Consider the following 14771-nt stretch of genomic DNA (forward strand, 5'->3'; position numbering starts at 1 on the left):
GCCGGCTTTCGCGCGGCGGGCTCCGATGGTCGTCCGGGTTGAATCAAGACTTACAACAATCTTCACAATCAGATTCCAATAATTGCGATATGCTTTCATATTACGAATAACCATGAAATAAACCAACCACACAGAACGGGGGTAATTCGATGGCGATCACTCAAACGGGGGCTAATTCGCTTCTCGCGGCAAACTCGCAAAGCGACGCTTGGGCGCAAGTGCAGGACGCCGCGCAGTCGCTCATCAACGGTTCCACGGGCAAGTCGACGATGGACGTGAACGGGCTCGTTACGGCGCTCGTCAATGCGAAGACGGCTGGCCAGGCCGCGGAGATCAAGGGCCAGGTGTCCTGGAACAACACGCAGATCTCGGCGCTCGGTGCGTTGAAGCTGGCGCTCAGCAATCTGCAGACGGGCGTCGAGTCGCTGTCCGACGGCACGCTCGCGCAGAAATTCACGTCGAAGGCGAGCGGCAAGGGGCTCACCGCGACGACCGACAAGGGCACCGTCGCCGGCACCTATCAGGTCGAAGTCAAGCAGGTCGCGCGCTCGCAGACGCTCGTGTCGGCCGGCTTCGATCCGAAGCAGAAGCTCGGCTCCGGCACGCTGACGCTCAAGGTCGGCGACCGCTCGACGTCGGTCGACATCGACGCCGCGAACAACACCCCGGCCGGCATCGCGGCCGCGATCAACTCGGCGAAGAACAATCCCGGCGTGACCGCGACGGTCGTGACGGGCACCGACGGCGCGCATCTCGTGCTGCGCTCGACCGCGTCGGGCAGCGCGAACGTGATCGACGTGAGCGTATCGAACGTGAAGGACGACGCCGGCCTGTCGGGCCTCGCGGTCAAGTCGACGGCCGACGACAAGGGCGGCAAGTCGACGATCGCGTCGGCGGGCGATGCGTGGAAGCAGAGCGATTTCGCGCAGGATGCGATCGTCACGGTGGGCGGCGTGATCACCGCGCGCAGCGCGGACAATAAGATCACGGGCGTGATCGCCGGCGTGACGATCAACGTGACCGAAGAAGCGATCGGCGCGCCGCAGACGCTGACGATCGCCCGTGACATCGACGGCCAGGCGAGCGCGGTGACGAACTTCGTGGATCTGTACAACTCGATGATCGGGACGATGGCGCAGCTCACGTCGTTCGACAAGACGGCGAAGCCGGGACAGCAGGGCGGCCCGATGATCGGCGATTCGATGCTCAACGGCATTCGCAACTCGCTCGCGCACATCGTCGGCGGCGGCGTGCCGCACGGCGACAACAAGCGCGCGTCGCTCGCGGCGCTCGGCATCACGTTCGTGCGTCCCGGCGACAAGTTGCCGGAGGGCTCGCTCGTCGTCGACAAGAAGAAGCTGAACGAGGCGCTGCAGAACGATCCGCAGGCGGTCGAGGCGCTGTTCAACAAGACGAACGGCATCGGCGCGCAGATCACGAAGACTGTCGACGTTCACCTGCGCAAGGGCGGCACGTTCGACATCCGCTCGGATGCGATCGACCGCGACATGAAGAGCATCACGCAGCGGCAGGCGCGGCTCGAGACTTATACGTCGCAGCTGACCGCGCAATACAAGGCGCAGTTCACCGCGCTCGACGCACTGATGGCGCGGATGCAGCAGAACACCAACTATCTGACGCAATTGTTCGGCGGCGCGAACAGCTCCGGCGCGCTCGCGAACAACAAGTAGCGCGAACAGGAACGCGACGGGCGACGCGCGTCGCGTCTTCGCTCACGCGGCGGTTCGCATCGCGCGAGCGGCAGCTTCGCCCCACGGCGGCGGCATGCGTGGCGGCAATGCGCGTGCCGCCGCCGTTTTTCGTTGCCGTTTTGCCGCCGCTTCGTCGTCCTTGAGCGACGTCGCGCGGCTAGGCATCCCACGCGGGCGTGTCGCCGAAACGCTCGGCAAAGAAATCGATCATCGTGCGCATCGCGAGCGGCATCTGCTTGCGCGACGCGTAGACCGCGTAGATGCCGAGATCGGGCGCCGTGCAGTCGGCCAGCACGCGCACGAGCGCGCCCGCGCGGATCGGTTCGGCCGCCGCGAACGTCGGCAGCAGCGCGACGCCACCGCCCGCGATCGCTGCGCGCAGCAGCACGAGCGCGTCGTTCGCGCTCAGATTGCCTTGCACCGGTACCGTCACCGGTTCGCCGTCGCGCGTCAGGTGCCACAGGCTCTGCCCGAAATACGCATACGTCAGGCAGTTGTGCCGCGCGAGGTCGTGCGGCCGCTTCGGCGCGCCGTGCTCGGCCAGATGGCCGGGCGACGCGCACAGCACCGAGCGGCACGTGCCGAGCCGGCGCGCGATCAGGCTCGGATCGACTTCGTTCGTGATGCGGATCGCAAGATCGATTCGCTCGTCGACGAGATCGGCGGTGCGGTCCGTGACGAGCAGATCCACCGATACGGCCGGATAGCGGGCCAGATAGTCGAGGACCGCGTCGGTCACGTGCGTCTGCGCGAAGATCGCGCTCGCGGTGATCCGCAGCGCGCCGCGCGGCGCGTCGCCCGGATCGGCGACGACCGTGGCGACGTGATCGGCGAGCCCGAGCATGTCGCGGCAAAGCGGCAGCATCTGCGCGCCGGCCGCGGTCAGCGTCACGCGCCGGGTGGTCCGGTGCAGCAGCCGCGCGCCCGACCATTGCTCGATGAACGCGACGTAGCGCGAGGCCATCGCGCGCGACATGTCCAGATGCTGCGCGGCTGCCGACACGCTGCCGCGCTCGGCTGTCTCGACGAACACCTGCATCGCGGTGATTCGATCCATATTCGCTCAGTTAATGCAACAAATTGTCGATTGGGCCATTGTATTTGATCGAATGGATATCGAATAGACTTGCTTCACTTTCTTCACGAACGAGTTTCCGCACATGAACCGCTTCCAACTTCAGTACTTTTTCGATCCGCTTTGCGGCTGGTGCTATGCGAGCGCGCCGGCGCTCGCCGGGCTCGACGGCGCTTATCCGGGCGTGCTCGAGCTGATGCCGTCGGGCCTGTTCGCCGATGAGGGCGCACGCGATCTGACGCCCGAATGGGGCGAGTACGCGTGGCGCAACGATCAGCGCATCGAGCAGGCGACGGGGCAGCGCTTCACGCACGCGTATCGCGAGCAGGTGCTGCTGCGCGGCGGCGTGCGCTTCGATTCGGGGCCCGCGAACCGCGTGCTGACTGCGCTGCGCGGCGTCGATGCGCGGCTCGAGCGGCCGCTTCTCGAAGCAATCCAGCTCGCGCGTTATGTCGACGGCCTCGACACCGCGCGCGCGGACGTGCTCGCGCGCGTCGCGGCGGACGTCGCCGCGAAGGCCGGCGTGGCGATCGACGCGGACGAACTCGCGCGCCGGATCGATGGCGACGCGGCGCTCGCGAGCGCCGCGGCCGCACGCATCGACGGCTCGCAGCGGGCGATGCGGCGGCTCGGCGCGTCGGGCGTGCCGCAACTGCTGCTGACGGTTGGCGAGCGCGGCTACGTGCTGCACGGCGCGAGCCTGTATGGCGGCGCGCCGGCGGCGGTGGCGTCGGTCGAGCGGGTGCTGCGCGAGGCTGCGTAACGCCGACGGAGGGCGTGGCGATTCGGCGTGATGTTGCGCGTCGATTCGAGCCGATTCGAGCCGATTCGAGCCGATTCGAGCCGATTCGAGCCGATTTGAGTCGATTTGAGTCGATTTGAGTCGATTCGCGTCGGAACGTCTTTCTCTTCGCCATTCTTGTCTTTCCACCGACGGACGGCGGCTTGCCCGCTGATGGCGACGGCGCTCCTGTCGAGCGGCTCGCGCCGCCGATCCCTGTCAGCGCACGGTCTTTGGAAATGAGGTTTAATCGGTTTGAACCGCGCCGGCCGCGCGTTAGCATCGACCGTGGAATCCCGGCTTGTCGCGCCACGCGACGCGTGCCGCATGCGTTGGCCGGATCATCATCATCGATCGGAGAGAAAAGATGGCACTACGCTCACTCGGCATTTCGACGATTCAGGTTTCACCGCTCGTATTCGGCGGCAACGTGTTCGGCTGGACCGCCGACGAGAACACGTCGTTCTCGCTGCTCGACGCGCTCGCCGACACCGGCATCAACTTCATCGACACCGCCGACGCCTATTCGGCCTGGGTGCCCGGTAACCACGGCGGCGAATCGGAGACGATCATCGGCAAGTGGCTCAAGCGCTCGGGCAAGCGCGACCAGGTCGTGATCGCGACGAAGGTCGGGCTGCTCGAAGCGCGTGCGGGCCTGTCGCGCGAGAACATCCTGAAGGCCGCCGAGGATTCGCTGCGGCGTCTGCAGACCGACCACATCGATCTCTATTTCTCGCACCGCGACCTCGCCGACACCGCGCCGCTCGAAGAGACGCTCGGCGCGTACCAGACGCTGATCGAGCAGGGCAAGGTTCGGATCATCGGCGCGTCGAACTACGGCGGCGCCCGGTTGCGCGAGGCGGCCGAGCTGAGCCGCCGCACCGGCCTGCCTGCGTATCAGGTGATCCAGCCCGAATACAACCTGTACGATCGCGCCGAGTACGAGCGCGATCTCGAGCCGGTCGTGACCGAGCTGAAGCTCGGCGTCGTCACCTATTACGCGCTCGCGAGCGGCTTTCTGTCGGGCAAGTACCGGTCCGAGGCGGACCTGAAGAAGAGCGCGCGCGGCGGGCGCGTCGAGCAATATCTGAATCCGCGCGGCTTGCGGATTCTCGCGGCGCTCGATGCGGTCGCGGCGAAGCACGACTCGACGCCGACGTCGGTTGCGCTCGCGTGGCAGATCGCGCGGCCGAGCGTCACCGCGCCGATCGCGAGCGCGACGTCGCTCGCGCAATTGAGCGCGCTCGGAGCGGCGATTCGGCTGCCGCTCGACGCGGAGGACATCGAGCAGCTCGACGACGCGAGCGCGCCGTAAGCGGGCGACGTCGTCGATCCGATGCGGGCCGAACGCGACGCGCGATCGCGGTGGCCCGGGCGCGCTTTCGTTCGGCTGCCGCGCCGTCGCGTGCCGCTTTTCACGGCTCGTTCGTGCCGAGCCCGCGGAACGTTTGCCGCGCACGAGCCTCCGCCGCCAACCCCGTTCATCCTTTCGGTTGATACCGCACGGCCGGGCACGCGGGCACCATGACCTCCTGTTTCGCGACCGCGCCTGACGGCGCGGCGCTCAATCGGAGGAATGCATGGAAGCAGATCCGTTGTTCATTCAAGTCGGTGCGCTGGCCGAAGGCTTCGCACCCGAAAGTCACATCCTCGAACCCGTCGACGATCTCGCCGGGCGCACGTTTGCGCTCGCCGCGGCGGACGGCGCGACGCTCGAATACACGTTCGCCGATCGATCGACGTTGCGCTGGCGTGAGCGCCGCGCGGCGCGCGGCGCGGGTGGCGGCGATGCAAGCGATGCAAGCGATGCAAGCGATGCAAGCGATGCAAGCGATGCAAGCGGCGAGGCCGCGTACCGCGCGACGCAACTGCGCGACGGCATCTGCTTCGTCGACTACATCGATCCGACCCGGCGCGCGACGTCGGTCAGCATCGTGCTCGATCTGACGCGAGGCGTCTGGACATCGATCGAAGGCGTGCTGCCGACCGAGGACGACGTGCGCGTCGACGCGTTTTCGCGCGTCGCGCGCGGCCTGCCGCTGACGGGCGTCGAGGCGACGTTCCGCCACGGCGCGATCGTAGGCGCGGCTGCGCCCGGCCCGCTGCACGCACCGACGCGCGAGCTGATCGGCAAGCGGACGATGTACCGCTATAGCCCGACCGAGTGCTACGAGCACATTTATCTGAACGACGCGTTCTACGCATGGCATTGCCTCGAAGGCGTCGAGCGCGGGCTCGCGGACGTCGACCGCTGCCATTACTTCAAGCTCGCCGACGCGCTGTATCTGTTCGTCTGGCGCGAGAAGATCGTGCCGACGCTCGGCGTCGTGCTGATCGATCTCGACCGGTGCAAGACGGACGGCAAGATATTCGGCTATCGCGAAGGCGACTTCGGCGCGCTGTCGAATTTCCCGATTGGCGCCCATGCGCAAGTGCTGAACGAAACCGTGCATCCGCTCGCACGATGAGCGGCGCCGACTCGAAGCGCGCGGTGCTGCCGCGCGGGCGGCTCGTCGCCGATTTTCGCGGCCGCACCGTGCTCGTCACGGGCGGCGCGCAGGGGATCGGCGCGGCGATTGCCGATGCGTTCGCCGCTGCCGGCGCGACCGTCGCGATCGCCGACTTGCAGGGCGACGCGGCGGCCGCGCTTGCCGCGCGGCTCGCCGCGCGCGGGCTCGACGACGGGCAGACCGTGCGCGCGTACCGGGTCGACGCCGCGCGGCGCGACGAGCTGTTCGGGCTCGTCGCGCAGTTCGAGGCGGACAGCGGCCGGCTCGATGTCGTCGTCCACAACGCCGCGTATTTTCCGCTGACGCCGTTCGACGCGATCGCCCCCGACGTGCTCGAACGCACGCTCGCCGTCAACCTGTCCGCGCTGTTCTGGCTCACGCAGGCGGCGCTGCCCGCGTTCGAGCGCGCGGGGCAGGGGCGGGTGCTCGCGACGTCGTCGGTGACGGGGCCGCGCGTCGCGTATCCGGGGCTCGCGCATTACGCAGCGTCGAAGGCCGGCGTGAACGGCTTCATCCGTGCGGCGGCGCTCGAGCTCGCTCGCCGGAACGTGACCGTCAACGGCGTCGAGCCGGGGATGATCCGCACGCCGGCCGCAGGCAATCTCGGCGATGCGGCGCACAGCGAGCGGATCGCACGCGGCGTGCCGCTCGGCCGTCTCGGCGAGCCGGAGGATATCGCGGCCGCGATGCTGTTCCTCGCATCGGATGCGGCGGGTTATGTCACCGGGCAGACGATCGTCGTCGACGGCGGCGCGACGCTGCCGGAGGCCGGTGCGACACTCGCGTAGCGCGGCCGCGGCCGCCTGCGCAGGCGATCGGTGCGCCGATCGGGCCGAAGTGCGGGTGAATCCGTTCGACGTGCCAGGCCCAGCCGCCCGCGCTCACGGCACCGCCAGCGAGCGCAAGGCCGCCGGTGTGCGCGGCGACCGCGCCGAGCGGCGCCTGCCGACGGCCGATCAGCGCGATATGGCGCGCCTTGCGCGGCGCAACGCGCGACGCACGCGGCGCCGATCCCGGTTCCGGCGCCCGTCACGACGACGGTGCGCGGCGAAGCGGTTCCCATGCGAGATCCTCCTTGCGTCGATGGCAGTGATTGCAGAACGAGTGTAGGGGCTGGACGCATGTCCCGGTATCGACCGTTCGTCTGAGTGGACACCCGCACGATTTGCCGATTCGTGCTCATTGCGATGGCGGCGGCGCAATTATGCTGCCGAAGCCGCCCGCCCGCGATCGAGGTGCCCGCCGCCATGATGCACGACCCCGCCAGACCCGATGCCGACGCCGACGCCGCGTCGTACGCGCGCGCGCTGCGAACCTGCGTGGCTTCGCTGCAGGCGCTCGCGCGCCCGACGGCAACGGTGTTCTACCGGATCGACGCGAGCGGCGAGCCCGTCGATTTCGAACTGTTCGGGATGGAGGTCGCGATGCATCGCGCGTATGTCAGCCGCTACCGGCCGCTCGATCCGCTGCATCCGTCGCGTTGCGCGGCGCAGCCGGGTGCGGTCGTCACGCTCGCCTCGCAATTGCCGGACGAGCGCCGCGCCGCGTCGTCGTACTGGACGGGCTTCCTGCGGCGGCACGGCGTCGCCGACGTCGTCGAAGTGCTGCTGCGCGACGGCGGCGCGGCGATCGCCGCATTCTCGCTGCTGCGTCTGGCGGGCGACGGCCGCTACTCGGCGGACGAGTTCGCCGCGCTGCGCGCAGTCCAGCCGGTCGTCGAGGTCGCGCTGCTGCCGCCGTTGCGCACGGTGCGGGGGATTCGCCGGATTGCTTGCGACGCGCGGCTCACGCATCGCGAGGAGCAGATCGCGCGGCTCGTGCGCGACGGACGGTCGAACAAGGAGATCGCGCGCGATCTTTCCCTCGGCCAGCCGACCGTCAAGACGCACCTGCTGCGGATGTTCCGCAAGCTCGGCGTGTCGAACCGGACCGAACTCGTCGGCGCGCTGTTTTTTGACCCGGCGGGCGACCGGTGCGGGCGGTTCGATGGCGTGGACCGCGCATGATTTCGTCTGTTTGCCCCCGCATCACCTCCCTTCAACCTGCCAATTTGCGCTAACCGGCCGCGAAACGGCGTCGCTACAGTGGTGCGCAACCGTCCGCGCCGTCGTTTCGCGCGGACGTCAAACCACCATCGCGAGACGCCCATGACACAGACGGACATCGTCACCGTGACCGACACGGTGCGCGCATTCACCGAGCGCGAATTCGGAATCTTCATTGACGGCGCGATGCGCGCCGCTCATTCGCCGCGCCGGCTCGACGTGTTCGATCCGGCGACGGGCGAGCGGCTCGCGCGCGTGCCCGACGCCGATGCGCACGACGTCGACGCCGCCGTCGCGAGCGCGAAGCGCGCGTTCGACACGCGCGCGTGGAGCGGGCTGCGGCCCGCCGATCGCGAGCGCATCCTGCTGAAGCTCGCCGACGTGCTCGAAGCGAATGCGGAGGCGCTCGCGCAGCTCGAGACGCTGAACCAGGGCAAGTCGATCCTCGTGTCGCGCGGCGTCGAGGTCGGCGCGACGATCGAGTACGTTCGCTACATGGCGGGCTGGGCGACGAAGATCACCGGGCAGACGCTCGACGTGTCGATTCCATTTCCGCCCGGCGCACGCTATACCGCGTACACGCGCAAGGAGCCGGTCGGCGTTGTCGCCGCAATCGTGCCGTGGAATTTTCCGCTGATGATCGCGGTCTGGAAGCTCGTGCCGGCGCTTGCGGCGGGTTGCACGGTCGTGCTGAAGCCGTCGCCCGAGACGCCGCTCACGGCGTTGAGGCTCGCCGAGCTCGCGCTCGAAGCCGGCGTGCCGGCGGGCGTGTTCAATGTCGTGACGGGCGGGCGCGAATGCGGCGCCGCGCTCGCGAGCCATCCGTCGATCCGCAAGATCTCGTTCACCGGCTCGACCGCGACGGGCAAGCTCGTCGGTGCGGCCGCCGTGCAGAACATGACACGCTTCTCGCTCGAGCTGGGCGGCAAGAATCCGGTCGTGATGCTCGAGGACGTCGACGTCGCGCAAGCGCTCGAAGGCGTCGCGGCGGGCGCGTTCTTCAATCAGGGGCAGGTGTGCGCGGCCGCGTCGCGCATCTACGTGCACCGCAGCAAATTCCGCCGGCTCGCGGACGGCCTGGCCGGCGTCGCCGCGTCGATGCGGCTCGGTCCGGGCCTCGATCCGGCCGCGCAGATCAACCCGCTCGTGTCCGCGCACCATCGCGACAAGGTCGTCGAGCACGTCGAGCGGGCGCGCCGCGACGGCCTCACGTTCCTTGCGGGCGGCATGCCGGCCAACGACCTGCCCGGCTACTTCGTGCGCCCGGCCGTGATCGCCGACGCGACGCACGACAGCGCGATCGTTCGCGACGAGGTGTTCGGCCCGGTCGTCGTCGTGCTGCCGTTCGACGATCCGGCCGAAGCGGTGCGGCTCGCGAACGCGTCGCCGTACGGGTTGGCCGCGAGCCTGTGGAGCAACGATCTGAAGGCCGTGATGGATCTCGTGCCGCAGATCGAGGCGGGCACGGTCTGGGTCAATTGCCACGTTCCGCTCGATCCGTCGATGCCGTTCGGCGGCTACAAGCAATCGGGCATCGGCCGCGAGTTCGGCCAATACGCGATCGAAGGCTTCACCGAAACCAAATCCGTCTGCATCGCGCACTGAACGCGCGGGCTGTTCGTTTTTTTTGGAGCAATGCAATGAGCTACAACGATTCCCGTTTCTGGCATCCGATGCTGCACCCGAACGACATGAAGCGCCGCGAGCCGATCCGCATCGTGCGCGGGGAGGGCTGCTACGTGTACGACGAGCGCGGGCGCCAGCTCGTCGACGGCGTCGCGGGCCTGTGGAACGTCAACGTCGGCCACAACCGCGCCGAGGTCAAGCAGGCGATCGTGCGCCAGCTCGACGAGCTCGAGTACTTCCAGCTGTTCGACGGCGTCACGCATCCGCGCGCCGAGGAGCTGTCGAAGCTGCTGATCGACATGATGGAGCCCGAAGGGATGCGCCGCGTGCTGTACAGCTCGGGCGGCTCGGATTCGGTCGAGACCGCGCTCAAGATTGCGCGCCAGTACTGGAAGGTGCGCGGGCAGGCGGACCGCACGAAGTTCATTTCGCTGAAGCAGGGCTATCACGGCACGCATTTCGGCAGCGCGTCGGTGAACGGCAACACGGTGTTCCGGCGCAATTACGAACCGAATCTGCCCGGATGCTTCCACGTCGAGACGCCGTGGATCTATCGCAATCCGTTCACGCAGGACCCCGAAGCGCTCGGCCGCATTTGCGCGGAGCTGCTCGAGCGCGAGATCCTGTTCCAGAGCCCGGACACGGTCGCCGCGTTCATCGCCGAGCCGATCCAGGGCGCGGGCGGCGTGATCGTGCCGCCTGCGAACTACTGGCCGCTCGTGCGCGAAATCTGCGACCGCTACGGCGTGCTGCTGATCGCCGACGAAGTCGTGACGGGCTTCGGGCGCAGCGGCAGCCTGTTCGGCAGCCGCGGCTGGGGCGTGAAGCCCGACATCATGTGTCTCGCGAAGGGCATCTCGTCCGGCTACGTGCCGCTCGGCGCGACCGCGGTGAATGCACGGATCGAGGAGGCGTTCGCGGCGAACGCGGATTTCAGCGGCGCGATCATGCACGGCTACACGTACTCGGGACACCCGCTCGCATGCGCGGCGGCGCTCGCGAGCCTCGACATCGTGCGGCGCGAGGACTTGCCCGCGAACGCCGCGAAGCAGGGCGCGCATCTGCTCGAAGCGCTGCGGCCGTTCGTCGAGCGCTTCGATGCGGTCGGCGAGGTGCGCGGCAAGGGGTTGATGGTCGCGCTCGACCTCGTCGCCGACAAGGCGACGCGCACGCCGATCGATCCGATGTCGGGCTACGCGAATGCGGTCGCCGAGGTCGCGCGCGAGAATGGCGTGCTCGTGCGGCCGGTCGGCACGAAGATCATCCTGTCGCCGCCGCTCGTGATCCAGCGCGAGCAGATCGACAGGATCGTCGCGGGCCTCGAGGCCGGCTTCGAGAAGACGCCGTTCGCCGGCGGCTGATCGCGCGCCGATTACGGACGCCTGACGGCCGGGGCCGCGATCGCGCGGCCCCGGCCGTTTTGCCAATTTGCGCTACATGTGAGAATTTTGGCCTCCGTATTTTCTCGATATCGACGCATCAATCAGGAGACGAGGATGTCGGATTTGTCAGGTTATTCGAATGCGGAGGCCCGGGCGGCGTCCGGCGGGCCGGGCGGGAAGCCCGCGCTGGCGGCGGGCGCGGTGGGTTTCCCGACGGCGCTCGCGAGCGCCGTCGGTCTCATCATGGCGAGCCCGGTGATCCTGACCGCGACGTCCGGTTTCGGGATGGGCGGCTGGGCGTTCGCGGTCGCGATGATCATCGCGTTCGTGATGATGCAGGCGCAGGCGACGACGTTCTCCGAAGCGGCGGCGATGCTGCCGACGGCCGGCTCGGTCTACGACTACCTGTCGTGCGGGCTCGGCCGTTTCTGGGCGATCACCGGCACGATTTCCGCGTACTTCCTCGTCCACGTGTTCGCCGGCACGGCGGAAACGATCCTGAGCGGCATCATGGCGCTCGTCAACTTCGAGTCGCTGAACGCCGCGTTCGAGCGGCACAACAGCGCGTGGCTCGTCGGCGTCGGCCTCGTCACGACGTTCGCGATCACCAACATCATCGGCATCAAGGTGTTCAGCAGGCTCGAGATCGTGCTGACGATCGGCATGTGGCTGTCGCTGATGATCTTCGGCGTGCTCGGGCTCGCGGCCGCGCCCGCCGTTCATCTCGACGGCTGGTTCGGGCGCTCGGAGGTCGGCGCGTCCGTGCCGGCCGTGCTCTCGCTCGTCGGGATGGCGATGTTCATGTTCGTCGGCTGCGAGTTCGTCACGCCGCTCGCGCCCGAGATGAAGACGCCCGGCAAGACGATTCCGCGCGCGATGGCGCTCGGGCTCGCCGGCGTCGCAATCTGCATGTTCCTCTACGGCGCGGCGATCAAGCGCCAGGTGCCGAACGTCGCGGTGACGCCGGACGGCCTCACGCATCTGCTCGACACGCCGGGCGCGATTCCCGCATTCGCGCTGCAGGTGCTCGGCCCGTTCGGACGCATGTGGTTCGGCGTCGCGTTCCTGTTCGCCGGCGCGGCGACGATCAACACGCTGATGGCGGGCCTGCCGCGCATCCTGTACGGGATGGCGGTCGACGGCGCGCTGCCGAAGTGCTTCGCCTACCTGCATCCGCGCTTCAGGACGCCCGTCGTCGGCATCGTCGCGGCGGCCGCCGTGCCGATCGCGCACGCGTGGATCATCCACGGCGATCTCGACAGTATCATGCACCTCGTGCTCGCCGCGACCTGCGCATGGGGCACCGCGTATCTGCTCGTCACGCTGTCGGTCGTGATGCTGCGGATTCGCCGCCCGGACCTGCCGCGGCCGTACCGGTCGCCGTGGTTTCCGCTGCCGCAGATCGTGTCGAGCGTCGGCATCGTGCTCGCGATCTGGTACATCGCGCCGCCGGGGATGACCAGCCGCGACATCTACGTGCCGTTCGGCACGATGCTCGGGCTCACCGCGCTCTATGCGTTGTTCTGGACGCTCGTCGTGCAGCGCAAGCATCCGTTCAAGCCGGTGCCCGTCGAGGAAGTGTTGCGCAACGAGTACGTCCGATGAGCGGGCGGACGACGGCGATCGCCGGCGTCGCGTCCGCGGCCGGATGGCGGCGCTGGCTCGCGCCGGGCCCGGCGCCCGGTTATCGGCGCGGCGCGACGCTCGTGCGCGTGGCCGCGGATCTGGATGCGGCACTCGCGATGCCGGACGACGGCGACGCCGCGCGAATGATGTTGAGCGACGGCATCGCGCTGCGCGCGGCCGAGCGCGTCGACCGGCAATTTCTGCTGCATACGGTCAGTGTGCAGTTGGAGCGGACGCTTGCCGGACCCGATGCGAACGGCTCGGCGTCGATCGCCACGAGCGGCTGGGTGCGTCGCGGGCCGGTCGAGGCGACGGTCGCGTGCGGCGCCGACGCGCATTTCGCCGCGCACGTCGCGACGCTGCTGGCGACACCCGCGCTCGGCGCGCCGCTCGCGGCGCTCGATCTGACATACTGTGAGATCGTCGCGGACGGCCCGCGCTGGATGCTGCGCATCGTGCCGTTCGGCGGCAGCGAAGTGGTCGGCCGGATGCCGTCGTTCCGGCGCTACGTGCGTCTCGCCGGCGCGCAGCGCGATGCGCTGCGTGCGGCGTTCGCGGGCTTCGAAGCCGCGCTTGCGCGCATGCCGGGCGATTGATGCCGGCCCGCCGGGCGGACGGGCACGCCGCGCAGGCGCATGCAGGCACGGTTCGTCACGCCGCATCGGAATTCTCTGGAGGCATCCATGTTGTTCCAGTCGCGTTCGCTCGAAGACGTCCACGATCACGGACTCGCCATCGCCGGCTGGCGCCAGGTCTACCGGCAGATGACGCCCGGCCGCTTCAAGGGCACGGTCACGCAGGTTTTGTACGACGATTTCCACTTCTTCCGCGAAACGACGAACCGCCGCGTCGCGCAGACGGGCATGTCGCCGGAGGGACGCACGTCGCTCGCGGTGCCGGTGCTCGCGCCGCTCTCGGGGACGTTCCAGCGGCAGCACGTCGACGGCTACGCGCTCCTCGCGCTGCGTCCCGGCGAGGATTTCGAATTCCATACGCCCGAGGGGATGCGGCTCGTCGGCATCAGCGCCGCGCCGGACATGATCGACGAGCTGTGCGAAGCCGAGTTCGGGACGCGCGAGAGCCGCTCGCCGCGGCACGTGATCCGCCTGGCGGACGAGCAGGGCGCGGCGCTCGGCGCGCGCCTGTCGTCGTATATCGACGATGCGCAGCAAAACCCGGCGTGGCTCGAATACGGCGCGACCCGCAAGATGTTCCGCGACGCGATGCTCGGCGTGTTCCTCGACGCGCTCGCGGGCGCGGTGGGCGAAGCACGGCGCGACATCACGCATGCGACGTACAGCGACATCGTCAGGCGCTGCGAGCGCTATCTTTGGGCGCGGCCCGAAGAGCCCGTGACGGTGCTCGAGCTGTGCCGCGCGCTGCGCTGTAGCCGACGCACGCTGCAGACGAGCTTCCAGCGTGTCGCCGACGTGACGCCCGTCACGTACTTGCGCACGATCCGCCTGAACGCGGTGCGCCGCCTGCTGCGCACGACGTCCGCCGACGCGCTGTGCGTCGGCGAGGCCGCGGCGCGGTGGGGCTTCACGCATCTCGGCTATTTCGCGCGCGAGTATCGCGATCTGTTCGGCGAACTGCCGTCGCAGACGCGGCGCTTGTCCTGAGCATCCGCATCGCGCGCGCCGCGCGCATCACATGCACCGCGTGCTTCATGCGCGCGAAGCGGCGATATGCGTATTCGCCGTTCCATGCCTGTTCCGTGCGTCGCTGACGCATTTGCCAATTTGGGATACAGGGCGAAGATTTGGTTCATCGAGGAATTCCGGGGAACGCGGCGCGGATTTTGAGGAAGAAATATTCCTCGTCGCGTTCCCCGTAAGCGCGACGCTTGATGACCTTGATGGTGTTGTTGATGCCTTCGACGACGCTGGTATTGAGCGGATGGCGGCAGCGGGCCAGGATGCCGTGCCAGTAACCCTGCAAGCGCTGGGCAAACAGTTGCAGCGCGGCAATCCCGCTTTGCCGGGCTTGCTCGATCCATTGCCCCCAAGCCTTT

13 protein-coding genes are annotated in these 14771 nt (G+C 68.4%); 11 read left to right on the forward strand and 2 right to left on the reverse strand.

Annotated features, from left to right (window positions below; genetic code table 11):
* Positions 1 to 149 precede the first annotated feature (149 nt).
* On the forward strand, positions 150 to 1691 hold the full coding sequence (fliD, locus tag WS62_RS18835) for a flagellar filament capping protein FliD (RefSeq protein ID WP_066573790.1): 1542 nt from the start codon (positions 150 to 152) through the stop codon (positions 1689 to 1691).
* 178 nt (positions 1692 to 1869) lie between these two features.
* On the opposite strand, the gene WS62_RS18840 is transcribed toward fliD, so the two are convergent.
* A complete protein-coding gene (locus WS62_RS18840) occupies positions 1870 to 2769 on the reverse strand; it encodes a LysR family transcriptional regulator (RefSeq protein ID WP_066573792.1) in 900 nt (299 codons plus the stop codon).
* A gap of 103 nt (positions 2770 to 2872) precedes the next feature.
* Between WS62_RS18840 and WS62_RS18845 the strand changes: the two genes are divergently transcribed.
* The 10 genes from WS62_RS18845 (at position 2873) to WS62_RS18890 (ending at position 14379) form a co-directional block, all read left to right on the forward strand.
* Positions 2873 to 3550 carry a DsbA family protein gene (locus WS62_RS18845; protein WP_066573795.1) on the forward strand — a complete coding sequence of 226 codons (678 nt, stop codon included), beginning with the start codon at positions 2873 to 2875 and terminating at the stop codon, positions 3548 to 3550.
* Positions 3551 to 3935: 385 nt separating this feature from the next.
* Positions 3936 to 4883, forward strand: coding sequence for an aldo/keto reductase (locus WS62_RS18850; protein ID WP_066573858.1), 948 nt, complete (start codon positions 3936 to 3938; stop codon positions 4881 to 4883).
* 265 nt (positions 4884 to 5148) lie between these two features.
* Complete coding sequence (locus WS62_RS18855; protein WP_066573798.1) at positions 5149 to 6036, forward strand: molybdenum cofactor biosynthesis F family protein; 888 nt, start codon at positions 5149 to 5151, stop codon at positions 6034 to 6036.
* The gene (locus WS62_RS18860) at positions 6033 to 6866 is read left to right on the forward strand and encodes an SDR family oxidoreductase (RefSeq protein ID WP_066573801.1); all 834 of its coding nucleotides are present in this window, start codon (positions 6033 to 6035) and stop codon (positions 6864 to 6866) included. The genes WS62_RS18855 and WS62_RS18860 overlap by 4 nt, the downstream gene beginning before the upstream one ends.
* 399 nt (positions 6867 to 7265) lie before the next feature.
* Positions 7266 to 8084 (forward strand): response regulator transcription factor, encoded by an 819-nt coding sequence (locus tag WS62_RS18865; protein WP_197422868.1) that lies wholly within the window; start codon positions 7266 to 7268, stop codon positions 8082 to 8084.
* Positions 8085 to 8225: 141 nt separating this feature from the next.
* Positions 8226 to 9728: an aldehyde dehydrogenase family protein gene (locus WS62_RS18870; RefSeq protein WP_066573804.1), complete on the forward strand. Its 1503-nt coding sequence runs from the start codon at positions 8226 to 8228 to the stop codon at positions 9726 to 9728.
* 35 nt (positions 9729 to 9763) lie between these two features.
* Positions 9764 to 11110 (forward strand): aspartate aminotransferase family protein, encoded by a 1347-nt coding sequence (locus WS62_RS18875; RefSeq protein WP_066573809.1) that lies wholly within the window; start codon positions 9764 to 9766, stop codon positions 11108 to 11110.
* Between the two features lie 135 nt (positions 11111 to 11245).
* Entirely contained in the window at positions 11246 to 12736 is a 1491-nt protein-coding gene (locus WS62_RS18880) for an APC family permease (protein ID WP_066573811.1), read from the forward strand.
* The gene (locus WS62_RS18885; RefSeq protein ID WP_066573822.1) at positions 12733 to 13353 is read left to right on the forward strand and encodes a DUF3156 family protein; all 621 of its coding nucleotides are present in this window, start codon (positions 12733 to 12735) and stop codon (positions 13351 to 13353) included. The genes WS62_RS18880 and WS62_RS18885 overlap by 4 nt, the downstream gene beginning before the upstream one ends.
* An 87-nt stretch (positions 13354 to 13440) precedes the next feature.
* Entirely contained in the window at positions 13441 to 14379 is a 939-nt protein-coding gene (locus WS62_RS18890) for a helix-turn-helix domain-containing protein (protein WP_066573832.1), read from the forward strand.
* A gap of 145 nt (positions 14380 to 14524) precedes the next feature.
* Here WS62_RS18890 and WS62_RS18895 read toward each other — a convergent pair.
* Positions 14525 to 14771 (reverse strand): transposase (locus WS62_RS18895; protein WP_197422866.1); only part of this gene is annotated, 247 nt, incomplete at its 5' end.

It is taken from the genome of Burkholderia sp. ABCPW 14 (assembly GCF_001523835.1).
Lineage (GTDB): Bacteria > Pseudomonadota > Gammaproteobacteria > Burkholderiales > Burkholderiaceae > Burkholderia > Burkholderia mayonis.

Coding starts and splice junctions, on each gene's coding strand:
- fliD (WP_066573790.1), top strand. CDS start 150: ATGGCGATCACTCAAACGGGGGCTAATTCGCTTCTCGCGGCAAACTCG.
- WS62_RS18840 (WP_066573792.1), bottom strand. CDS start 2,769: ATGGATCGAATCACCGCGATGCAGGTGTTCGTCGAGACAGCCGAGCGC.
- WS62_RS18845 (WP_066573795.1), top strand. CDS start 2,873: ATGAACCGCTTCCAACTTCAGTACTTTTTCGATCCGCTTTGCGGCTGG.
- WS62_RS18850 (WP_066573858.1), top strand. CDS start 3,936: ATGGCACTACGCTCACTCGGCATTTCGACGATTCAGGTTTCACCGCTC.
- WS62_RS18855 (WP_066573798.1), top strand. CDS start 5,149: ATGGAAGCAGATCCGTTGTTCATTCAAGTCGGTGCGCTGGCCGAAGGC.
- WS62_RS18860 (WP_066573801.1), top strand. CDS start 6,033: ATGAGCGGCGCCGACTCGAAGCGCGCGGTGCTGCCGCGCGGGCGGCTC.
- WS62_RS18865 (WP_197422868.1), top strand. CDS start 7,266: ATGGCGGCGGCGCAATTATGCTGCCGAAGCCGCCCGCCCGCGATCGAG.
- WS62_RS18870 (WP_066573804.1), top strand. CDS start 8,226: ATGACACAGACGGACATCGTCACCGTGACCGACACGGTGCGCGCATTC.
- WS62_RS18875 (WP_066573809.1), top strand. CDS start 9,764: ATGAGCTACAACGATTCCCGTTTCTGGCATCCGATGCTGCACCCGAAC.
- WS62_RS18880 (WP_066573811.1), top strand. CDS start 11,246: ATGTCGGATTTGTCAGGTTATTCGAATGCGGAGGCCCGGGCGGCGTCC.
- WS62_RS18885 (WP_066573822.1), top strand. CDS start 12,733: ATGAGCGGGCGGACGACGGCGATCGCCGGCGTCGCGTCCGCGGCCGGA.
- WS62_RS18890 (WP_066573832.1), top strand. CDS start 13,441: ATGTTGTTCCAGTCGCGTTCGCTCGAAGACGTCCACGATCACGGACTC.